The 20,018-nt window shown below is 59.3% G+C and carries 19 protein-coding genes and 3 tRNA genes; 13 read left to right on the top strand and 9 right to left on the bottom strand.

Annotation, left to right across the window (positions count from 1 at the left end; translation table 11 throughout):
- The first annotated feature begins 96 nt into the window (after window positions 1–96).
- The 3 genes from B145_RS0104615 (at window position 97) to alaS (ending at window position 3,988) form a co-directional block, all read left to right on the top strand.
- A complete protein-coding gene (locus B145_RS0104615; RefSeq protein WP_018605494.1) occupies window positions 97–417 on the top strand; it encodes a cupredoxin domain-containing protein in 321 nt (106 codons plus the stop codon).
- A 3-nt stretch (window positions 418–420) separates the two neighbouring features.
- Window positions 421–1,236 carry an FTR1 family iron permease gene (locus B145_RS0104620; RefSeq protein WP_018605495.1) on the top strand — a complete coding sequence of 272 codons (816 nt, stop codon included), beginning with the start codon at window positions 421–423 and terminating at the stop codon, window positions 1,234–1,236.
- 103 nt (window positions 1,237–1,339) lie between these two features.
- Entirely contained in the window at window positions 1,340–3,988 is a 2,649-nt protein-coding gene (gene alaS / locus B145_RS0104625) for an alanine--tRNA ligase (RefSeq protein ID WP_018605496.1), read from the top strand.
- A gap of 54 nt (window positions 3,989–4,042) precedes the next feature.
- Here the strand turns inward: alaS and B145_RS0104630 are convergent, their stop codons facing one another.
- From B145_RS0104630 to B145_RS0104645, 4 genes are read right to left on the bottom strand one after another with little or no spacing between them, the layout of a single operon-like run.
- Window positions 4,043–5,269, bottom strand: coding sequence for an FtsX-like permease family protein (locus B145_RS0104630; RefSeq protein ID WP_018605497.1), 1,227 nt, complete (start codon window positions 5,267–5,269; stop codon window positions 4,043–4,045).
- A complete protein-coding gene (locus B145_RS0104635; RefSeq protein ID WP_018605498.1) occupies window positions 5,262–5,951 on the bottom strand; it encodes an ABC transporter ATP-binding protein in 690 nt (229 codons plus the stop codon). The genes B145_RS0104630 and B145_RS0104635 overlap by 8 nt, the downstream gene beginning before the upstream one ends.
- Window positions 5,952–5,955: 4 nt before the next feature.
- Window positions 5,956–6,414 (bottom strand): hypothetical protein, encoded by a 459-nt coding sequence (locus B145_RS0104640; RefSeq protein ID WP_018605499.1) that lies wholly within the window; start codon window positions 6,412–6,414, stop codon window positions 5,956–5,958.
- Window positions 6,415–8,217, bottom strand: coding sequence for an alkaline phosphatase (locus tag B145_RS0104645; protein WP_018605500.1), 1,803 nt, complete (start codon window positions 8,215–8,217; stop codon window positions 6,415–6,417).
- A 270-nt stretch (window positions 8,218–8,487) separates the two neighbouring features.
- On the opposite strand from B145_RS0104645, the gene B145_RS0104650 reads away from it, so the two are divergent.
- The 4 genes from B145_RS0104650 (at window position 8,488) to B145_RS0104665 (ending at window position 11,551) form a co-directional block, all read left to right on the top strand.
- Window positions 8,488–9,105: an OmpW/AlkL family protein gene (locus B145_RS0104650; protein WP_018605501.1), complete on the top strand. Its 618-nt coding sequence runs from the start codon at window positions 8,488–8,490 to the stop codon at window positions 9,103–9,105.
- Between the two features lie 170 nt (window positions 9,106–9,275).
- On the top strand, window positions 9,276–9,398 hold the full coding sequence (locus B145_RS29450) for a hypothetical protein (protein WP_018605502.1): 123 nt from the start codon (window positions 9,276–9,278) through the stop codon (window positions 9,396–9,398).
- Window positions 9,399–9,503: 105 nt separating this feature from the next.
- Window positions 9,504–10,181, top strand: a complete 678-nt coding sequence (locus B145_RS0104660; protein WP_018605503.1) for a response regulator transcription factor — start codon at window positions 9,504–9,506, stop codon at window positions 10,179–10,181.
- On the top strand, window positions 10,178–11,551 hold the full coding sequence (locus B145_RS0104665) for an ATP-binding protein (protein WP_018605504.1): 1,374 nt from the start codon (window positions 10,178–10,180) through the stop codon (window positions 11,549–11,551). Before B145_RS0104660 ends, B145_RS0104665 begins: the two co-directional genes overlap by 4 nt.
- A 27-nt stretch (window positions 11,552–11,578) precedes the next feature.
- On the opposite strand, the gene B145_RS0104670 is transcribed toward B145_RS0104665, so the two are convergent.
- From B145_RS0104670 to B145_RS0104680, 3 genes are read right to left on the bottom strand one after another with little or no spacing between them, the layout of a single operon-like run.
- Window positions 11,579–12,664 (bottom strand): FIST signal transduction protein, encoded by a 1,086-nt coding sequence (locus B145_RS0104670; protein WP_018605505.1) that lies wholly within the window; start codon window positions 12,662–12,664, stop codon window positions 11,579–11,581.
- A complete protein-coding gene (locus B145_RS0104675) occupies window positions 12,661–13,098 on the bottom strand; it encodes a PhaM family polyhydroxyalkanoate granule multifunctional regulatory protein (RefSeq protein WP_018605506.1) in 438 nt (145 codons plus the stop codon). Before B145_RS0104675 ends, B145_RS0104670 begins: the two co-directional genes overlap by 4 nt.
- 38 nt (window positions 13,099–13,136) lie before the next feature.
- Window positions 13,137–15,047 carry an ATP-binding response regulator gene (locus tag B145_RS0104680; RefSeq protein WP_018605507.1) on the bottom strand — a complete coding sequence of 637 codons (1,911 nt, stop codon included), beginning with the start codon at window positions 15,045–15,047 and terminating at the stop codon, window positions 13,137–13,139.
- Window positions 15,048–15,494: 447 nt separating this feature from the next.
- Between B145_RS0104680 and B145_RS0104685 the strand changes: the two genes are divergently transcribed.
- Window positions 15,495–16,151 carry a response regulator gene (locus B145_RS0104685; protein ID WP_018605508.1) on the top strand — a complete coding sequence of 219 codons (657 nt, stop codon included), beginning with the start codon at window positions 15,495–15,497 and terminating at the stop codon, window positions 16,149–16,151.
- A gap of 142 nt (window positions 16,152–16,293) precedes the next feature.
- Here the strand turns inward: B145_RS0104685 and B145_RS0104690 are convergent, their stop codons facing one another.
- Both B145_RS0104690 and B145_RS0104695 read right to left on the bottom strand, forming a co-directional pair.
- Window positions 16,294–16,953: a P-loop NTPase family protein gene (locus B145_RS0104690; RefSeq protein WP_018605509.1), complete on the bottom strand. Its 660-nt coding sequence runs from the start codon at window positions 16,951–16,953 to the stop codon at window positions 16,294–16,296.
- Window positions 16,954–17,084: 131 nt separating this feature from the next.
- Window positions 17,085–17,840 (bottom strand): class I SAM-dependent methyltransferase, encoded by a 756-nt coding sequence (locus B145_RS0104695; protein ID WP_018605510.1) that lies wholly within the window; start codon window positions 17,838–17,840, stop codon window positions 17,085–17,087.
- Between the two features lie 143 nt (window positions 17,841–17,983).
- Here B145_RS0104695 and B145_RS0104700 point away from each other — a divergent pair.
- The 5 genes from B145_RS0104700 to rpsJ all read left to right on the top strand — a co-directional run bounded on the left by B145_RS0104700 (window position 17,984) and on the right by rpsJ (window position 19,935).
- Window positions 17,984–18,068 (top strand) — tRNA-Tyr (locus B145_RS0104700).
- Window positions 18,069–18,149: 81 nt separating this feature from the next.
- Window positions 18,150–18,223 (top strand) — tRNA-Gly (locus B145_RS0104705).
- Between the two features lie 12 nt (window positions 18,224–18,235).
- Window positions 18,236–18,310 (top strand) — tRNA-Thr (locus B145_RS0104710).
- 47 nt (window positions 18,311–18,357) lie between these two features.
- Window positions 18,358–19,548, top strand: a complete 1,191-nt coding sequence (tuf, locus tag B145_RS0104715; RefSeq protein ID WP_018605511.1) for an elongation factor Tu — start codon at window positions 18,358–18,360, stop codon at window positions 19,546–19,548.
- Window positions 19,549–19,623: 75 nt separating this feature from the next.
- Entirely contained in the window at window positions 19,624–19,935 is a 312-nt protein-coding gene (gene rpsJ / locus B145_RS0104720) for a 30S ribosomal protein S10 (protein WP_018605512.1), read from the top strand.
- Window positions 19,936–20,018: the final 83 nt, after the last annotated feature.

The following is a 20,018-nucleotide window of genomic DNA, read 5'->3' on the forward strand; positions in this document are numbered from 1 at the left end:
TCTCATTTGAGAATTTATGTCAACACAATTGACAATGAGAACCATTCGCAATTACATTTGGACATCCCCAAGGTTTTCGTATAACGGAGAATCCAGATGTTCAGACTGTTGTGTGCCGCCCTTGCCATGTGTGCTGCTGCTCAGGCCTTTGCCGACCAGGACGTGAGCCTAGTGATCGAAAATCACCGCTTTGTGCCTGCCGAGCTACGGGTGGCGGCCGGGCAGAAGATTCGCATCGTGGTGGATAACCGGGACGCCACCCCGGAAGAGTTTGAAAGCCAGAAGCTGAGGGCCGAGAAAGTAATCCCCGGCAAGAGCAAGGGCGTGGTGATGGTGGGGCCACTCAAGCCAGGGCAATACAGCTTTTATGGCGAGTTCAACGAAAAAACTGCACAAGGCGTGCTGATTGCGGAGTAAGCCATGCTGGGTGCAGCCATCATCGTGTTTCGTGAAGTGCTGGAAGCGGCACTGATCATCGGCATCATTGCGGCAGCCACGCGCGGTTTGCCCCGGCGCGGGATGTGGATCGGCAGCGGAATCCTGCTCGGCGTGGGCGGGGCCTGCGTGGTAGCCGCCTTGACTGGTTTCATCGCCAATCTGGCCAGCGGCATGGGGCAGGAGGTATTCAACGCAGGCGTGCTGTGCGTGGCGGTGGCCATGTTGGCTTGGCACAACATCTGGATGGCTGCGCATGGCCGTGAGTTGGCAAGTATGGCCCGCCAGACCGGGCAAGCCGTCAGTAGTGGTGCCGAACCCATTACGGTACTGCTGGTGGTCATCTCCATGGCCGTATTGCGGGAAGGTTCCGAGGTAGCGCTCTTCCTGTACGGCATTTTTGCCCAAGGCGGCGTTTCCGCCATGGGGATGCTGATGGGCGGCCTGCTCGGGTTAGCTGCGGGGGTTGTACTGGGGGCTACCTTGTATGCGGGCTTGTTGCGGATTCCCATGCGCTGGTTCTTTGGTGTGACTTCCGCGCTGATCCTGTTTCTGGCTGCCGGTATGGCTGGGCAGGCAGCCCGGCTGTTGATCCAGGCCGGATATCTGCCTGCCTTGGCTGATCCGCTGTGGGATTCTTCCGCATGGATCGGCCAGGACTCGGTATTGGGAAGCGTGCTACATGCCCTGGCTGGCTACGATGCCCAGCCGACCGGCATGCATGTGTTGGTGTACTGGGTGACTGCCATCCTGATCCTGATTGGTATGCTCAGGGAGGCCCGCAGGCCTGTGGCTGCCTGAATATATCCCGATTGTGGGGCGTGGGTGTAGAGGGCTTAGGTGCAAGGCCCGATCCGGGGTAGAATCGACCCTTTGATTTCACACTGATATTTTGGCCACGCCCATGAAAGCCGCTGAGATCCGCTCTACCTTTCTGAAGTACTTCGAATCCAAGGGTCACCAGATCGTGGCCTCCAGCCCTGTCGTACCCGGTGATGACCCGACGCTGTTGTTTACCAACGCCGGGATGAACCAGTTCAAGGACGTGTTCCTGGGTTTCGACAAGCGCCCCTATACCCGTGCGACCACTTCGCAGAAGTGCATCCGCGCCGGGGGCAAGCATAACGACCTGGAAAACGTCGGCTACACCGCCCGCCACCACACCTTCTTCGAGATGCTGGGCAACTTCAGCTTCGGGGACTACTTCAAGCATGACGCCCTGCATTACGCTTGGGAACTGCTCACCGAAGTGTTCAAGCTGCCCAAGGACAAGCTGTGGGTGACCGTGTACGCCGAGGACGACGAAGCCTTTGACATCTGGACCAAGGAAATCGGCGTGCCGGTTGAGCGCTGTGTGCGCATTGGCGACAACAAGGGCGCCCGTTACGCGTCCGACAACTTCTGGATGATGGGTGACACCGGCCCCTGCGGCCCATGCTCGGAAATCTTCTACGACCACGGCGAAGACATCGCCGGAGGGCCTCCCGGATCGCCCGATCAGGATGGCGACCGCTACATCGAAATCTGGAACAACGTGTTCATGCAGTTCAACCGTCGTCTGGACGAGAACGGCGAATACGTGATGGACAAGCTGCCCCGCCCCAGCGTGGATACCGGCATGGGGCTGGAGCGGATCGCCGCCGTGCTGCAACACGTGCACGCCAACTACGAGATCGACCTCTTCGTCAATCTGCTCGCCGCTGCCAAGCGTGTGGTGGATGAAGCAGGTGCAGGCGATTGCGACAAGGATTCGCCCTCACTGAAGGTGATTGCCGACCACATCCGTGCCTGTGCCTTCACGGTGGCTGACGGGGTGATCCCCAGCAATGAAGGTCGTGGCTACGTGCTGCGCCGCATTGCCCGTCGTGCCATCCGCCATGGCTACAAGCTCGGGGCGCGTACCTCCTTCTTCTATAAGTTGGTGGATGCGCTGACAGAAGAGATGGGCAGTGCCTACCCGGAACTCAAGCAGCAGCAAGCTCGTGTGACCGAAGTGCTCAAGCATGAAGAAGAGCGCTTCTTCCAGACCATCGCCCACGGCATGGAAATTCTGGAAACCGCACTGGCATCGCTGGAACAAGGCAAACCGCTGGATGGCGAAACCGCCTTCAAGCTGCACGACACCTATGGCTTCCCGCTCGACCTCACGGCGGACGTGCTGCGTGAACGTGGCCTGACTGTGGATGAAGCCGGTTTCAACGCTGCCATGAATCGCCAGCGCGAACAGGCCCGCTCGGCAGGCAAGTTCAAGATGGCCCAAGGGCTGGAATACACCGGCACGCCGACTACATTCCATGGCTACGAAAAGCTCTTCGTGGAAGGCACCAAGATTACGGGGTTGTATGTGGATGGTAGCCCGGTTGAGGTGGTGCGCTCGGGTGACGATGCGGTGATCGTGCTGGATAACACCCCGTTCTACGCCGAATCCGGCGGTCAGGTAGGTGACGCGGGCTCCATGCAAAACGCCACGGCTCGCTTTGTGGTGGAAGACACGATCAAGATTCAGGCCGATGTGTTCGGCCATCATGGCCGTGTGGTGGAAGGTGAGTTGCATGTCGGGGATGCGGTCAATGCCCGTGTCGATGGCAACCGCCGTACCGCCACGATGCGTAACCACTCTGCCACCCACTTGCTGCACAAGGCTTTGCGTGAAGTGCTGGGCGGCCACGTGCAACAGAAGGGCTCGCAGGTTGATGCGGAGAAGACCCGTTTCGACTTCGCCCACAATGCACCGGTGAGCGACGCAGAAATCCGTAAGGTCGAGCAGATCGTCAACCGCGAGATCCTTGCCAACGCGGCCAGCCAGATTCGCGTGATGGGCATTGAAGACGCGCAGAAGACCGGCGCGATGATGCTGTTCGGTGAAAAGTACGGCGAATCCGTACGCGTGGTGGATATCGGTTCCTCCCGCGAGTTGTGTGGGGGCACTCACGTAGGCCGCGCCGGGGATATCGGCTTCGTCAAGGTTGTGGCCGAAGGCGGCGTCGCCGCTGGCGTGCGCCGGATTGAGGCGGTGACGGGTGAGAACGCCATGAACTACCTGCTCGAACGCGATGCCAGCCTGGATGTGGTGGCTTCCAGCCTCAAGGTACCTGCTGCCGAAGTGGGTACCAAGCTGGCGAATGTGCTTGATGAAGTGCGGGCGCTGGAAAAGGAAATCGCTGCGCTCAAATCCAAGCTCGCAGGCAACCAGGGCGATGCACTGGTGACCAAGGCCATCGATCTGGGTGGCGTCAAGGTGTTGGCTGCCACGCTCGAAGGGGCGGATGTGCCCGCGCTGCGTGAAGCGGTCGACAAGCTGCGCGACAAGCTGGGTTCTGCCGCCGTGGTGCTGGCCGCAGTCAATGATGGCAAGGTATCGCTGATTGCAGGCGTCACCGCCAACCTGACCGGCAAGGTCAAGGCCGGTGAGCTGGTGAACTTCGTGGCCCAGCAAGTCGGTGGCAAGGGCGGTGGCCGCCCGGATATGGCACAGGCAGGCGGCACCAATCCAGCAGCGCTGGCTGGTGCGCTGAGCGGTGTGAAGGATTGGGTTGCGCAGAAGCTGGCTTGATCCTGGCGTATGCAAATTGAAACAGGGCTCCTTCGGGAGCCCTGTTTTTTTATGTCAGGCTTTCAAGCCTTCTGCAATCGGGCGGCGCATGCCCAGCAGCGCGGGCAGGGTGGCGATGATGAGCCCGGCCAGCGCCAATGCGGCGGCGAGCAGGAGTTCTTCTGCGCCGAGCGTGATCGGCATGCGGAACCCGGTTTGCGGTGCAATCCAGGCGGAGAGCAGCCAGGCCGCGCCATAACCCGCACCCAAGCCAAGGGCGGCACCCGCTGCGACCAGCAGGCTGACTTCCAGCCAGATCACCGCGAACACATACTTGGCACTGGCCCCGATGGCCCGCAGCACCGCGAACTGGCGTGCACGGGCGAGGAAGCCGACCAGCAGCGCCATGAGGACGGCCACCACCACCAGGATCTGGGTTGCCACGGCCAGAATCGACATCATGTCGCGCACATTGCCCAGCGTGCTATACAGCTCGTTGAGCACTTCTGCCGGGAAGAGCGCCATGCTCTGCGGGGTGCGCAGTTGCCCGCGCAGGCCGTAGGCTGCACTGACTGATTCGGGTTTGACGGCAATCGCGGGTACGCCGGGTAACTGGTCGACTGCCCAGGGTGGGCCGATCCGGGTGCTGCCGGGGGTGTGCCCGGTGGGGAGTTCGTGGATTGCCCATACATCTTCGACCGGCACCAGGATGGCCTGATCCCAGACATTGTCACGTGCGGGCAGGCGCCCGACCACGGTGTAGCTCAGATTGTGCTCGTGGTGATCATGTTCGTCCTCATCCCCATCGGCTTCGTGATGTTGGCCGTGTTCGGGATGAATCTTGGTGCCGATGGCAAGCGGCACGTTGGCTCCCACTATGGCTTCGCCCCGGGCTGCAAACAAGCGCCCCTCGTGGGGTGGCAGCATGCCGCCGCGATTGGCAAACGCGGTGATGGTGCCAACGATGGGGTAGCCCTGCCAGCTGTCGCCAAAGGCAATGGGTGCGGCATAGGCTACACCCCTGGCGGTGCTGGCTTTGGCAAGCACTTCGCCACTGACCAGGGGGATGGCCTGCAGTTTCAGATAGACGCTGGTGAGCACCAGTTGGGTCGGGCTACCGGGGGCGCCGACGAGCAGATCGAAATCATCCGCCGCACGCGCACTGCCTTGGCGCAAAGCGCGTTCCTGGGCGATCACGGCAACGCCGATGGCCACCGCGATGGCGACCAAGGCAATGGTGATGGCCACCAGCAGGCGGTTGCGACGGTAATCCGCGATGACTACCGGGAAGGGGTTAAACATGGGCGGCCTCCAGCGCAACAAGCGTGCCGCCGCGTAGTTCCATCTGCTCGTCCAAGCGGGAGAGCAGGCTGAGTTCATGCGAGACGGCTATCAGCGTGGCACCTTGTTCGCGTACCACGTCCAGCAACAGGGCACCGATGATCTCGCGGTTCTCTGGGTCGAGGCTGGCGGTGGGTTCGTCAGCCAGAATCACTGCGGGGGAAAACAGCAGCGCCCGAGCTACGGCCACGCGCTGGCGTTCGCCACGCGAGAGCAGTTCGGCGCGGCGTTGGGGTGTGTGGATGCCCACGCGCTCCAGGAGTTGATGGGCGCGTTCGCGCAGCGCCGGGCTGACTCGCCAGCCGGAAAAGCTCACGGGCAGCAGGATGTTGTCAAAAGCGCTCAGGCCTTCGACGAGGTGGAAATCCTGGAACACCAGCCCCAGCTTCTGCTGCCGCCAGTGAGTGAGGGCGGCGCCATCAAGCCGGGAGATATTCTCAGTACCCCATTCGATGTTGCCAGCCTGGGCAGGCTCAATGCCCGCAAGGCAATGCAGCAGGGTCGTCTTGCCAGCGCCCGATGGCCCCCGGATGCCCAGGCTGCGGCCATGGGCGAGGTCGAGTGATTCGATATGGAAGAGATCGGTTTCCTGAGCAGGGAAACGGAATCGCAGGTCCCGAACCTTCAAGGCGCCGTTGTGCATGATCCTAGAGCTTGTGAAAAACCGAATCGCGCAGCCGCAACTGGCTGACAAACCCGGTCTTGGGGTCGATGAAGGAGCCGACTTCCAACGTGCCTTCCACCTCGATGCGTTCAGAGAAATTGGTGGGGATGACGGTTTTGCTGGCGTAGATCACCACGATGTCGACCGGCCACTCCGCGTCTGAAGAGCAGAAGGGGCAGATCGCAACGGGCTCGTGGGTGAGGACGAAGAAATTGCTCTCGGGCTTGAGCGGTGGGGCCATGTAGCCGCGCAGGCGCACGGTTTGGCCTTTGAGTGCCAGGGTGCGATCTGCGAATTTCAGCCCGAGTACGGTATTGGATTTGTAGAGGCCGTCGAAAGTTAGCAGTTCGGCTGCGCGTGCCATCGGGGCCATGCACAAGGCGGCAAGGGAGAGCAAAAACCGGCGGCGTGCGCCGCCGGTTTGTGAGACAAGGTGAGTCACTTATTGCGCTGCCTTCTTCTTGCCCTTCACAGGAACCGCGTTGGCGGGTTGAGGTGCCAGCGCCAGGGCGTTGGCCATGATGCGGAACAGGTCGGAGTTTTCCATCTGGCCGTGCACCTGTTCGGCCCCTGGGCCGGTGGCGGTGAGGATCACATCATCACCCGAGTGGACTTCCTGGTTGGCTGCGCTCGGCCCCTTGTTCGGCAGGTTGCCGGGGATGAACTGTGCGCCCGGTACGTTGTACTTCTCATTGGCGACCATCGTGCCATCGGCATTCTTGATCGCCGGTACATTCTCGCCATCCATGTAGGGGCGGAAGGTGTCGTAGAAGTCCGGATGCGCGCCAGAGACCAGGCGGATGCGGCGGGAGACGTCCACCATGTTCGGGTAGCCATCGGCATCCGGTGCCGGGTAGTTGGGGAAACCGGCGTCGGCATAGATGCCAACCTTGTTACGCATATCGGGGCCGGGCAGGTTGTCATCCACCGTGCCGATCACGCTGACCGGGTGGGTATGGTCGGCGGTGACCAGGATCAGGGTGTTGTTCCCGTTGGCCTTGGACCATTCCTTGGCGGCACGCACGGCATCATCAAGCATGATGGTGTCGTAGATCGCGCGCTCAGGGTCCATTGAGTGGGCATACTTGTCGATCCGGGCGGATTCAACCATCAGCACAAAACCATTCTTGTTCCGCGACAGCACCTTGAGCGCGGCCATCATTTCTTGCGGCACATCGGGCTGGTCAGGGAAGTTTTTCACTGTTCCCTTCTTGAGGAACTTCAGGTCCAGCGCACCATCCACGTTACCCGTGTTGTAGAGGCCGAGCAGCTTGGTCGTCTTGCCATCGGCCGCTGCTGCATCCATCTCGGTCCTGGTGGTGGCGAATGCGTAACCCGCCTTCTGGAAAGCGCCGATGTAATCCACGTCATCGGTACGCTTGGAGCCCGGCGTGCTCTTGGGCAGGAAATTGGGTGAGCCGCCCCCCATCATCACGTCGATCTGGCTGTCATAGTACATTTTGACGATGTCGTTGTAGTCGGAACGACGGCGCGTGTGGGCCACCATCGCCGCCGGGGTGGCATCCTCAATTTCGGCGTTGGTGACGGCGCCCACCGCCATGCCGCGACGCTTGGCGGCTTCGGTGAGGGTTTCAACCTTGGGGTGATCCAGCGTATTGGCTGCGCGCGAGCAGTACACGCCCAGTGCGTTCACACAGGATTTGTGGCCGGTGGTGTAGGCGTGGGCGGCGTTGGCCGAGTCGGTGATGATGGAATCCGTTCCCTCTGTACTCAACAGTGCCATGTAGGGCATGTCGTCAATGGCGAGCTTGCCGTTGTACTTGCCGTCGCTAATGCCTTTGGAGAGGATGCGGGCGGCGGTACGGTGGCCAACGGAGAAACCGTCGCCAATGAACAGGATCACGTTTTTCGCAACCGGCTTGGCCGGGGTGCCGTACACGTTCCAACCCACCATGCGGATGTTGTTGCCATCGCTGACCGAGACGGTGTAATCGCCCGGCTTGGTCAGGCTCACATCGCGCAGGATGACGCTGGTGCCGTCCTTGTCGTTTTCGCGGGCAATGATTTGCGGGGCCTTGCCGAACACCTTGGCCGCATCTTCACCGTTAACGCTCAGTTTGATTTTGTCTGCGGAGACCACGCCGGGGAATTCCACTTTCAGATCGAAGTGGGAACCAGCCAGGATGTCGGCACGGTTGAGCGGATAGATCGTTTGTGCCGCAGCGGGCAGCGACAGGGCTGCACACAGCAGAGTGGTCAAAGTGGCAAGGCGGGTGGAATACATGGCGGGCTTCGTCCTCGTGGATGGGCAATCGAAGCTGACATGCTAGGCAGTTCAGGTTACGGTTTTTTGACAGGTCATATTTGCGGGCGGTATCTGGCGTCCCCGTGTAGCAGTTCACCGGGGATGTGTTGGGTTAACCACAAAACAAGTAGTGTTGTTTGGATGAATATCAAAATATCCCTACTAAAGATGTTGCTATATTGACTAGAATCAACTGCCGCCGCAAGAAGCGACGACCAAGTGTCCAATTCCAATAGAGGAGATTGTGTTATGAATCGCAGAATTCTCAGCACCATGTTGTTGCTTGCTGGAGTTTGTTTTGGGAATGCCGCGCAGGCCGAAGACAGCCCCTGGTTGCTGCGGGTGCGTGCAGTGGACCTTCAGTTTGACAATGCCCAGTCCGATGGCCTGCCCCTGAATGGCACGACCAAGATAGAGGCAGAAAGCCGCTGGATTCCCGAGTTTGACGTGAGCTACTTCTGGACCAAGAACATTGCCACCGAGCTGGTGCTGACCTATCCGCAGGATATCGACATCAAGGTGGGCGGCACCAAGCAGGGCACGATCAAGGCTTTGCCGCCTTCGCTCATGGTGCAGTACCACTTTACCGATCTGGGGGCATTCAAGCCCTACCTGGGCGTGGGCTTGAACTATACGATCTTTACCAAGCGCAGCAACATTCTGGGTGGCGCTGCGAGTGTGGATCACTCCAGCGTCGGCTTTGCCGCGCAGGCGGGTGTGGATTACCTCATCGACAAGCACTGGTCCGTGAACCTGGATGTGAAGTACATCCAGATGAATACCGATGTGACCGTGGGCGGCACCAAGGTGGGGAGCGTGGGCCTGAACCCGATTACGGCGGGCATTGGTGTGGGTTATCGTTTCTGATCCGGCTACTCTTTGAGTAGGCAGATGGGCGCCGTAGGGCGCCCATTTTTTTGCGTGCAAGCAATCCGATGGAGTCAAGGGCGCTTTAAGTTTCCACTAAGTGCTAGTGGTTAAGCTGAAATCGTAGACAGGCTCCCTTTGTCTGGTGAGTAAAAATAGAGGCGTCTGTGATGAAGATCCGCGCATTCATCCCTGCTGTGTATGACTCTTCGGATATTTTCAGCGGCAGCCAAAGTGGCTGTCTGGATGTTGATAGTCATGATAATTTCAAAAGGCTTGAAATTGTCGATTGATAGGCTCAAGTCAGCATATCATTCCCCGCATGGCGCCTTGAGGCGCCATGCGGATGTTTGGGCCCGGTGTTTTTGCAGTGATCAATGAATAGGAATCTGGCCGCTATGCGTTTGCTGTTGGTTGAAGACGACAGGATGATTGGGGAAACGGTGCTGGATTGCCTGAGCGCGGATGGCTATGCCGTCGACTGGGTGCGTGATGGCCTGGCCGCCGAGACCGCCTTGCAAGGCAACCCGTATGACATTGTTTTGCTCGACCTGGGCTTGCCGCGCAAGGATGGCCTGGAGGTTCTGCGTGGATTGCGTGCGCGCAAGGATAGAACACCTGTGCTGGTGGCTACCGCCCGTGACGCGGTGACCCAGCGCGTGGCAGGGCTGGACGCCGGGGCGGATGATTACATCGTCAAGCCCTATGATCTGGACGAACTCCTGGCGCGTATCCGTGCCTTGCTGCGGCGCAGTGCCGGGCGGGCTGAGCCGGTGTACGAATACATGGGGGTGAGCATCAACACGGCGACCAAGGAGGTATTGGTGGAAGGCGAGCCCGTGATTCTGTCGGCACGCGAGTGGGCGGTGCTGGAACCGTTGTTGGCGCGCCCTGGCATGATCCTGTCTCGCGCCCAACTGGAAGAGAAGCTCTTCAGTTGGAAGGATGAGGTGAATAGCAACGCAGTGGAAGTCTATATCCATGGCTTGCGTAAAAAGCTGGGGAATGCCTTGATCCAGAACGTGCGTGGTGTGGGTTATCTCATTCCCAAGGCACATGGAGGGGAGCAGGCATGAAGCTATCTCTGAACTCCGTTCGCTATCGCGTGTTGTTGATGCTGAGCGTGGTGATTTCCGTGGGGATGTTCGGTCAGATTGCCGTGTCCTATTACATGGCTGACCAGGAGGTGGACACCATCTCTGACTACCACATGCTCCAGATTGGATTGGCCATGCGGCGCAGCCTGCTGGAGCCAACGATGAAAGTCTCGTCTGGCAGCGCACTGACCCCTATTGATGATGCAGACAACAACTGTTTTACCCTGGAGGTCACCCAGCGCCCCTTGGTGGTGAAGCTTGCTACATCGCTGGACGATGAAGCGCAGAGCCAGGCCCAGAACCAGCAACCCGCCAAACTGCCCTTGCATGAGTTTTCTTATCAGACGACCCAAGGCAAAAAGTATCGGGTCTTGACCTTGCTGACGCATACCAAGCTGATCAAGGTGACCCAGGATTTGGCTACGCGCCACCATAGCGCTCGTGAGCTGGCTTTGCGCACCGTCACGCCCAGCCTGTTGATGGGGCCGCTGATCCTGCTCATCATCTGGTGGGGGATTTCGCGGGCAATGCGCCCGCTGACGGCTTCCCAGCATGAAATCGCCCAGCGCCAGGCCAACGATCTGCAAGCCTTGCGTACCGATCACGTACCGGATGAGATCCTGCCCTTCATTCGGGAAATCAATGTGTTGTTCACCCGCATCAACCATTCGTTTGCTGCGCAGCAAAACTTTGTTTCCAACGCGGCCCATGAGTTGCGCTCACCCCTGGCCGCGCTGCGTTTGCAGGCGCAAAGCCTGCAGCGGGCGAACTGCCAGGAAACCCGTGATCGTGCCAGTGCCCGCCTGATCGCGGGGATTGATCGCGCCACCCGGCTGGTGGAACGGATGCTGATGTTGGCCCGTGAAGACGTACGTGCGTATGAAACAACCGTGATCAGTCTGCCGCAGGCCGCCCGACTGGCTATTGGAGATGTGTTACCCCTGGTGCAGGAACGTGGCGTCGACATCGGGGCGGACCTTGCCGAAGATCTCCCCGAAGAGACTTTCCATGCGAATGGAAATATTGAGGCAATGCGTATTCTGTTGCGCAATCTGCTTGAAAACGCCGTGAAATACAGCGCCAGCGAAGGAGTCGTTCATCTTTCACTACGCCGCGAAGGGAACATGGCCGTGCTGTGTGTGGAAGACAATGGACACGGTATCCCACCCGAAGAGCGCCCAGAAGTGTTCAAGCGCTTTTATCGGATGGCCGGGCAGGAGGCGCATGGCAACGGGCTCGGCTTGGCGATTGTGCAGAAAATTGCAGAACGATACGGGATAGATATCGCACTGGAACAGTCTGCACAATTGGGCGGTTTGTCGGTTCGCCTGCAAATTCCCTTGGTGTAGCCTGGAGCCCGCCTGCCCCGCGTGGGGCTACAGGAAAAGCGTCAGCGTGCCCGTGTAGCCAAACAGGTGGTCGCCTGCGATTTCCCCGGCGGCATGGAAGCCTGCAAGGGGAATATCGCCAAACACTTCGCGGATCACGTTTAGTTCGGTGTCGTTTGCATTGAACATCACCCCGCCCCGTGAGGCACAGCTGACGTAGAGCGCCCCCTTGGGTGGATGTGGACAAGCCTGCCGCAACTCATCAAGCATCCGCACCAAGTCTTGTTTGGCGCTCTCGCCGTCGCGTTTGACGAAAATGAAATTCTGGCCGTTTTCCACGCTGCTGTTGATCGCAATGCGATTGCTGCGCAAATCCAGTGCAACGATACGGCGCACCGAGTAGAGGCGGCGATCCTGATCATCTTCGGTCAAACCCACCATGAGCGTTGAAGCGGCGCGTCGCAGATCGGCCGCCAGCTCCGGCCCGGCGGCCTCGCGGAAAACGTCCACCGCCGGGCGACCATCGATGCGCTCGATCAGCGAATCCTGTGCCTGGGTAATCCGCCGGTTGCCCGGTAAAGGGGCACACCCCTGGCTGATGCCGGTAATGATCTGGATGTCTTGCCCGAAAGCTACACCGGACAAGCCGCCGGTAAGGCATTCCTCCGCGATGTGCCACGCTGTGGCCTTGGCGCTGGCAACCCCGCCTGCAAGCCTGCCCCCGCGAATTTTCTGAGCCATATCGCTGACCAGTTCGGCCATGTCGGGAGTCAGCGGGTCACAGTGCACGAAGGCCGAGTAGGGGATGAAATCGCGGGGCAGAGGACGGCGCCCGGAAAAAATCCGGAAGCTCTCTGGCGTAAATGCGCCCAGCAGCACAGAAATCCCCGGTTCGCCATAGGTGGCATCATGCCCGATGATCCCGACCCCCGTGGCGCCCACCCATTCCTGCACCCCTGTATGTTGCTTCAGGCGGCTGAGGATGGTTTCAAGCCCATGCGCGTGTTCGTCGGAAACATAGACAAAGCCAAGGTTGGCCTGCTGTAGCCGGGGCAGCTTGGTGATGAGCTGATGCAGGGCGGATTCCCAGTCTGGGCTGGTGTGGCTGGCACTGACAAAGCGTGGTGAATTCATGCACGTGAAGCGGGTTTGCGAGCTGCCTTAGGCGGCTGTTGTTCGGTAGGCGTCTGCTCGGCAGACTGGGCTGGCGTGCTGCCGGTTTCGGGGTCGGCTGCCGGTGTGGCTGTGTTGCCAAATGGCCAGGACCATAGCGCCGGGTTGGCAAACGGGTTGGCTGCCTCAGGATTGTCACGTGCGGTCTGGCTCATTGCCTGCACGGCAGCCAGCGTTGCGCGTTGGACTTCCAACCCCTGGATCGTCATTTGCAGCATCCCGAGATTCATCTTGAGCCAGCCTTCAACGGCCTTGAGGTCATTGATGCGGCGTTCCAGATCGGTGACATCAAGCGATGGTGTCGCCATCCCAGGCAGGCCAAAACCCATGCCGCCCCACATTTTGCGCACAAAATCAAAACCGTCTTCAGGCGGAGGTGTCGTAGAGGAACTCATGATGCGCTCCTTGTGGTGAAGGGATAATCATACCGTTTTCACGCCTCAGGCGTACCCTGCCGGCCCAGCAAATGCGCCAGCGCAGCCCGCAGCTTGGCAGGCCTGACGGGCTTATGAAGTAGGGGTATTCCCTGATCCGTGGCGCTGCGCAATGTTTCCGGCCCCGTATCGCCCGAGAGCAGAAGTGCTGGCAGGCCTGGGCCGAAGCGGTGGCGTAGCTCGGCAATCACGTCCAGACCATTGCGATGACCGGGCAGGCGATAGTCGCTGACCAGGATGTCGGGCTCCACCTCCACCTCCGCCAGCGAAAGCATGAGTTTGTCTGGTCCATCGGCGGCCACCACAAAGCAGCCCCAGGCGCGCAGCAAGCCCACCAGACTCTCCTGGGCCAAGGTATCGTCATCGATGACCGCCACAATCTTGCCGACGAATTCCTGTTCCGTGTCCAGCAGCACAGGCTGGGTTTGCTGATTTTCTTCCGGGGCACGTGGCAGCATGACGCCAAAGATGGAGCCACGCCCGGGTTCCGAGCGCAGGGTGATGGGGTGGTAGAGCAGGTCCGCCAGACGACGCACAATGGCCAGACCCAGGCCCAAGCCTTTGCTGCGATCCCTTGCCGGGTTGGCCAGTTGGACGAACTCTTGGAAGATGGCCGCCTGTTCCTCTTGCGGAATGCCCACCCCGCTATCGAGCACTTCTATCAGGACGTGATCCCCACGCTTGCGGGCCACGACAAACACCGTACCCTTCAGGGTATAGCGCAAGGCATTGGAGACCAGATTCATCAGGATGCGCTCAAACAGCAGCGGGTCGCTGTGTACCCACAGTTGGGTGGGCCGAACCCGCAGGCGTAACCCACGTTCGCGTGCCGAGGGGCCGTAGTCGGTCTCAATGCGCTCAAACAACGGGGCCAGGGCAAATGGGCGAGGGTTGGCCGTGACCACCCCGGCGTCAAGTTTCGAGATATCCAGCAGGCTGTCGAGCAGATTCTCCATTGCTTCGGCAGAGGCTGCGATGCGGTCGATGAGCAGGCGGCTCTCGGCGCTGTGCTGCTTGCGGGCCAGATCGGCGATGAACAAACCCAGGGCGTGCATGGGTTGGCGCAAGTCGTGGCTGGCCGCAGCCAGAAAACGCGATTTGGCAAGGTTGGCACGTTCGGCGTCCTCGGTTCGCTCGCGGAGCTGGGAGGTGGCGGCATCAATGCGCTGGGCCATGTCGTCACGCACAACAGCGAGTCTTGCTGCCATCTCGTTGATGCCCTCGGCCAGATTGCGTAGCGAACCACGCCCTTCAACCGGTACCCGGGTGTCCAGCTTGCCCCGGCCAATGTCCGTCATGGCCTGGGCGATGCGCCAGATCGGTTTGCTCACCGTGGCGCTCATGTAAAACGACAGGATCACGCTGCCACACAGCACGATGATCAGTGTGCCCAATGCCGTGGCGACCTGACGCCATTTGAGCTGTTCGAGCTGCTCCTGCGAGACCAGTACCACGATTTGCCCAAGCAAGGCGTTGCTTGCCTGCATTTTTTGTTTGCCGGTGCTTTTGACCGGTGAAGTCGCCCTGACTGGTTCGGAAATCCGCAACATCTGGTTGCTGAGCATCTGGATGCTGGAGTCTCCTGTCAGCATATTGGTGCTGTGTGCCTGCATGCCAGCCACGGCGAGCAGGCCCCCTTTGCGATCAAAAATGGAGACCCCTTGCAAATCTGATGAGGTCAGCGCCGAGGTGGCCAGCCTTTGGAGCTGCTCACGGTTGTCAGAAATCAGCCCGAATTCTGCGGCCGACCCCAATTGTCGCGCCAGAGCCTGGCCCTGCATGCGCATGGCGTCTTCCTGATCACTGAGGCGGGAAAATGTCAGGCTGGTCGTCAGTAGAATCCCCAGCACAATGGTGGGTACCAGGGCGACGATAAGTACACGGGTGCGAATATCCCAGCCTATGTTCATGACTTGTTATCCATGTGAAAGGTTGTCGGCAATCTGTGCGCAGGAAAGTGGGCTGCTTCGCACCCGTAGCAAGTGCGAAGCAGCGTTTGAACAGTGGTGGCCGTTTTTTTGCGCATTTGTTTTGTTTGATGTGCTATATGCGGACACGGTCGATGCGGATATGACAAGAGTTTGCTGATAGCATACTTCTGAAGTAAGCTTGGTGCGCATCAAATGTACCCGCATGTGGGCAATGGCATAATGTCGCGTGGCGCTACGTTTGTCGGCTGACTGCTTGTTGCAATGATGGTATGCAGATTGGAAAGCGCTGGCAATGGTATAAGTCACTACATGTAGATAAATAGGTATGCAGACCTGCCCGGGCGGGTAGGTCGGGATGGTTTGCCATGAGGGCGGCCATTAAGATGGGGCTGCATGCACAAGCACGGCTCAGGGAGCAGGACGCATATGGAAAATTGTCGGGTCCTCGTGATTGAAGACCATATCTTGGTACGCGAAGCGTTGGTTAGTGCGCTTGGTCAGTTGGGGTTCCCCTGTGAATTCAGTGTTGCCTCATGTGGCAAGGATGCTCTTGCCATGATCGAAGACAGCAAGGAATTTGATCTTGTGTTGGTGGATCTGATGCTGCCAGACATGAGTGGCTTCTCGTTGGTCTCAATACTGGCGCACCGCTTTCCTGCGGTGCCCGTGGTAGTGGTCTCTGCGCTGGCGGATGAGGCTTCGGTCAAACGTGCGCTCAAAGCCGGGGCGGCAGGGTTTTTGTCCAAATCCATGTCTTCCGACCAGTTGGTGGAATCGATCCACACTTTGCTGGCAGGTGGCGTGGTGGTGACCGAGGGGGGCTCTACCCCCGTATCCTCTGCGGCCCGCCACGGCAAACGGCGCAGTATGGAATCCGCCGCTGAACATTTCGGTTTGACCGCCGCGCAGACCCGGGTGATGGAACTGATGGTCGAAGGCCGCACCAACCGGGAGATTGCCGACCTGCTCGGGCTGGCCGAAGGCACCATCAAGGTCCATTGCTCTGCCATCCTGCGCGCGCTGGGGGTGCCCAATCGTGCCCAGGCGCTGGTGTTGCTGGCTCGCCAGGGCGTGCGGGGCTGAGATTCCATTTGCCGTGGGCAAGGGCGTGATCAAGGTCTGCATGTTGAACAGGCCGAGATGGCCTCTTCTTGTGCCACCGATGCCACCGATCACGAGCAGGTCTGTGGCGCCTCGACTGTTTGGCTGAGTTGCCTGCCAGAGATTACCTGCCCGCATTCAGCGCAGCAGCCTGCGCCAGCGCGTTTGAAACATCCTCATCGCTGCCTTCCATCATCTCCAGCAACTGGTTGGCCAGTTGTTTGCAGGCGCTATTCAGCGCTGCTGGCAGGGTCTCCGGCGGGCGTGTCTGCAGCAGCAGTTTGCTGGCAGACAAGGCGAAAACAGGTGGCAGAATACGTTCCCGATGTTCTGCGGGCAGGGCTGCCAGCATTTTGTCGGCGGCGTCTTGCTGCCACTTGTTGCGCGGCCATTGCGAGGGAATGGCGAAAGCGCGTGGGAACAACTCCAGGTCGTGCATGATCGTGCGCAGATCTTCAGGCGAATCCCGAAAGGGCAGGAGTACGATGTCTGATAGATCGTAAAGGGCAATGTCCGTGTTGGTACGGTTTGCGCCCCCATCAAGTACCCCGACCCAGCCTGGCAGATCACGTAGCTTGTCGACCACCTTTTCGCGCGCCTCGGGCGAGCGCGCATCCGCCATCACGTAACGCCGCCCTTCCGGGCGAAGGGGCTCGCGGTATTCATCGGTCATCACACACGCGGCTCGTCTGCCCACCAGGGTCAGGCCGTGACACAGCATGTGCGACAGACTGGTTTTGCCTGTTCCCCCCTTGGTGCCAATGATGCAGATGATTTCTGCCATGCCCGTCACTCCGGTGATCGAACTGCTGGTGGTCTCTTATGTATATGTTATGCGCCCCTGGGCATCTCGCCTACCGATGACAGGCCTCCCGACTGCCTGCAAGGACATGGCGCCTGGGCGCAATCATGCTATTACCGGCCGCGCCCCGGAATTCTGTAGCAAAAAAGTTGAGTTTGGCGCTGATCCCCCACCGCGATGATCATTTCAGGTTTCAGGTCGGGCACCACGAAACTATTGCTGATCAGCAATGTTCCAGGCCGCATCTCCTGCCGTGCCTTGCGCCAGAGCGCGCTCATCGGGGCAGGGGAGAGAAAGGCATAAACGATGTCATAGGCTGCGAATGAATGTTGCCAGAAATCCTGACGCAGCAAATGGGCATTGGTCTGGGGGCGAGCCCGCCAGCGGGAGAGCAGGAAAGGCCCCGGTGCCACCTCGCAACCGGTGATCTGCCAGTCCGGGCGCAAGTCTGCTAGTTGCAAGACGAAGGAACCCGTGCCGCTGCCGACATCCAGTACCTGCAGATTGTGCTGAGCGGAAAAACGCGCGGCAAAACGATGAACCGTGGTACGGTTTGACAGAAACAAAGGAACCCGCGTCCGGAATGTTGTCCAGTAGATCGTCAGCAAGAGCAGAAAACACATGCCATACACCCTTGCGGGCAGGCCAAGCTGGATGGCAAGTACCACCCCAGGGAAAAAAGCCAGGTGCAGCGCGACCCACCACCGGTCTGCCTTGGCCATCAGAGACAGAAAGGCCGCACACAAGGCCTGCATCGCTGCCAGCGCCAGGGCGTCCAATGGCGGTAGCAGGCCGCTGCGCCCGATGACAAAAACCAGAATCAGGGCCAGCAACTGGCAGCGCAGGGCAGTGGAGAGGGCCGACGGCAAAATATTGTCCTAAAAGGGAAAAACACCGGTAAGCCCCTAGCTTAACGCGTGTAGGCTGATTATGGCGACTGCGTGATATGCGATGGATATGTAAAAAGAGCTTGACTTGGGGTTATTCGTTCTCTATAGTCTCGCTTCTCAACGGAGGGGTTCCCGAGCGGTCAAAGGGATCAGACTGTAAATCTGACGGCTCTGCCTTCGAAGGTTCGAATCCTTCCCCCTCCACCAGTTTTGTAGGTGCTGGGTATTTGAAGTTGAAATACGCAGCAGCGGGTTGTAAGCGAAGTCGTTTTTTACGATTCGTTGTTTGCGGGTGTAGCTCAATGGTAGAGCAGAAGCCTTCCAAGCTTACGACGAGGGTTCGATTCCCTTCACCCGCTCCAGTTTTGTGTAGTGCCCATGTAGCTCAGTGGTAGAGCACTCCCTTGGTAAGGGAGAGGCCACGTGTTCAATCCACGTCATGGGCACCATTTCTTTTAATCAAGGGTGTATTTGCTCGGGTTGATTGGGGTAGATCATGGCCAAGGAAAAGTTTGAACGTACGAAGCCGCACGTGAACGTGGGCACGATTGGTCACGTTGACCATGGTAAGACGACGCTGACGGCAGCCATCACCACGGTGCTGGCCTCCAAGTTTGGTGGCGCCGCCAAGGCATACGACCAGATTGACGCAGCGCCGGAAGAAAAGGCCCGCGGGATCACCATCAACACCGCCCACGTCGAATACGAAACCGCCAACCGTCACTACGCCCACGTTGACTGCCCGGGGCACGCCGACTACGTCAAGAACATGATCACCGGCGCAGCCCAAATGGACGGCGCCATCCTGGTCGTGTCCGCCGCTGACGGCCCTATGCCGCAAACCCGCGAACACATCCTCCTGGCCCGCCAAGTTGGCGTCCCCTACGTGATCGTGTTCATGAACAAGTGCGACATGGTTGACGACGCCGAACTGCTCGAACTCGTCGAAATGGAAGTGCGCGAACTGCTCTCCAAGTACGACTTCCCCGGTGATGACACCCCCATCATCAAGGGCTCCGCCCTCAAGGCGCTCGAAGGTGACAAGGGTGAGCTTGGCGAAGGTGCCATCATGGCCCTCGCAGACGCTCTGGACACCTACATCCCCACCCCGGAACGCGCCATCGACAAGCCCTTCCTGCTGCCGATCGAAGACGTCTTCTCCATCTCCGGTCGTGGCACCGTGGTGACCGGTCGTGTCGAACGTGGCATCGTCAAAGTCGGCGAAGAAATCGAAATCGTCGGCATCAAAGCCACCGTCAAGACCACCTGTACCGGTGTCGAAATGTTCCGCAAACTGCTCGACCAAGGTCAAGCAGGCGACAACGTCGGCGTGCTGCTGCGCGGCACCAAGCGTGAAGACGTCGAACGCGGCCAAGTGCTCGCCAAGCCCGGCTCCATCACCCCCCACACCGAATTCACCGGTGAAGTGTACGTGCTGAGCAAGGACGAAGGCGGACGCCACACCCCGTTCTTCAANAACTACCGCCCGCAATTCTACTTCCGTACCACGGACGTGACTGGCGCCATCACCCTGCCCGAAGGCACGGAAATGGTCATGCCTGGCGACAACATCTCGATGACCGTCAAGCTGATTGCCCCGATCGCCATGGAAGAAGGTCTGCGCTTCGCCATCCGTGAAGGTGGCCGTACTGTTGGCGCCGGTGTGGTTGCCAAGATCATCGCGTAATATCTTTGTTGCATGCGGCGCCCCAAGCGGGCGCCGTTTGTTCTTTGTGCTCTTTGTTGCTCTTTAGGAATCATCATGGCAAATCAAAAAATCCGTATCCGTCTGAAGGCTTTCGACTATCGCCTGATCGATCAATCCGCTCTGGAGATCGTCGAGACCGCCAAGCGTACCGGTGCTGTGGTGCGTGGCCCTGTGCCCCTGCCCACCAAGATCGAGCGTTTTGACGTGCTGCGTTCCCCGCACGTGAACAAGACTTCCCGTGACCAGTTTGAAATCCGTACTCACCTGCGTCTGATGGACATCATCGATCCGACCGATAAGACGGTTGATGCGCTGATGAAGCTTGATCTGCCTGCTGGTGTGGATGTCGAAATCAAGCTGCAATAATTCTTGCGCTTGCGTTTTGTCTTGCTCTTGGGATAGAATCCCACGCTTCGCGTATGTAGCGCGAAAGAGTCAATTGCGACCCG

Origin of the sequence: Uliginosibacterium gangwonense DSM 18521 (assembly GCF_000373965.1) — a bacterium.
GTDB classification, from domain to species: Bacteria; Pseudomonadota; Gammaproteobacteria; order Burkholderiales; family Rhodocyclaceae; genus Uliginosibacterium; species Uliginosibacterium gangwonense.

What these genes read in the sequence shown, in the direction of transcription:
- B145_RS0104615 (WP_018605494.1), top strand. Translation starts at nt 97, where the DNA reads ATGTTCAGACTGTTGTGTGCCGCCCTTGCCATGTGTGCTGCTGCTCAG.
- B145_RS0104620 (WP_018605495.1), top strand. Translation starts at nt 421, where the DNA reads ATGCTGGGTGCAGCCATCATCGTGTTTCGTGAAGTGCTGGAAGCGGCA.
- alaS (WP_018605496.1), top strand. Translation starts at nt 1,340, where the DNA reads ATGAAAGCCGCTGAGATCCGCTCTACCTTTCTGAAGTACTTCGAATCC.
- B145_RS0104630 (WP_018605497.1), bottom strand. Translation starts at nt 5,269, where the DNA reads ATGTTTAACCCCTTCCCGGTAGTCATCGCGGATTACCGTCGCAACCGC.
- B145_RS0104635 (WP_018605498.1), bottom strand. Translation starts at nt 5,951, where the DNA reads ATGCACAACGGCGCCTTGAAGGTTCGGGACCTGCGATTCCGTTTCCCT.
- B145_RS0104645 (WP_018605500.1), bottom strand. Translation starts at nt 8,217, where the DNA reads ATGTATTCCACCCGCCTTGCCACTTTGACCACTCTGCTGTGTGCAGCC.
- B145_RS0104650 (WP_018605501.1), top strand. Translation starts at nt 8,488, where the DNA reads ATGAATCGCAGAATTCTCAGCACCATGTTGTTGCTTGCTGGAGTTTGT.
- B145_RS29450 (WP_018605502.1), top strand. Translation starts at nt 9,276, where the DNA reads ATGAAGATCCGCGCATTCATCCCTGCTGTGTATGACTCTTCGGATATT.
- B145_RS0104660 (WP_018605503.1), top strand. Translation starts at nt 9,504, where the DNA reads ATGCGTTTGCTGTTGGTTGAAGACGACAGGATGATTGGGGAAACGGTG.
- B145_RS0104665 (WP_018605504.1), top strand. Translation starts at nt 10,178, where the DNA reads ATGAAGCTATCTCTGAACTCCGTTCGCTATCGCGTGTTGTTGATGCTG.
- B145_RS0104670 (WP_018605505.1), bottom strand. Translation starts at nt 12,664, where the DNA reads ATGAATTCACCACGCTTTGTCAGTGCCAGCCACACCAGCCCAGACTGG.
- B145_RS0104675 (WP_018605506.1), bottom strand. Translation starts at nt 13,098, where the DNA reads ATGAGTTCCTCTACGACACCTCCGCCTGAAGACGGTTTTGATTTTGTG.
- B145_RS0104680 (WP_018605507.1), bottom strand. Translation starts at nt 15,047, where the DNA reads ATGAACATAGGCTGGGATATTCGCACCCGTGTACTTATCGTCGCCCTG.
- B145_RS0104685 (WP_018605508.1), top strand. Translation starts at nt 15,495, where the DNA reads ATGGAAAATTGTCGGGTCCTCGTGATTGAAGACCATATCTTGGTACGC.
- B145_RS0104690 (WP_018605509.1), bottom strand. Translation starts at nt 16,953, where the DNA reads ATGGCAGAAATCATCTGCATCATTGGCACCAAGGGGGGAACAGGCAAA.
- rpsJ (WP_018605512.1), top strand. Translation starts at nt 19,624, where the DNA reads ATGGCAAATCAAAAAATCCGTATCCGTCTGAAGGCTTTCGACTATCGC.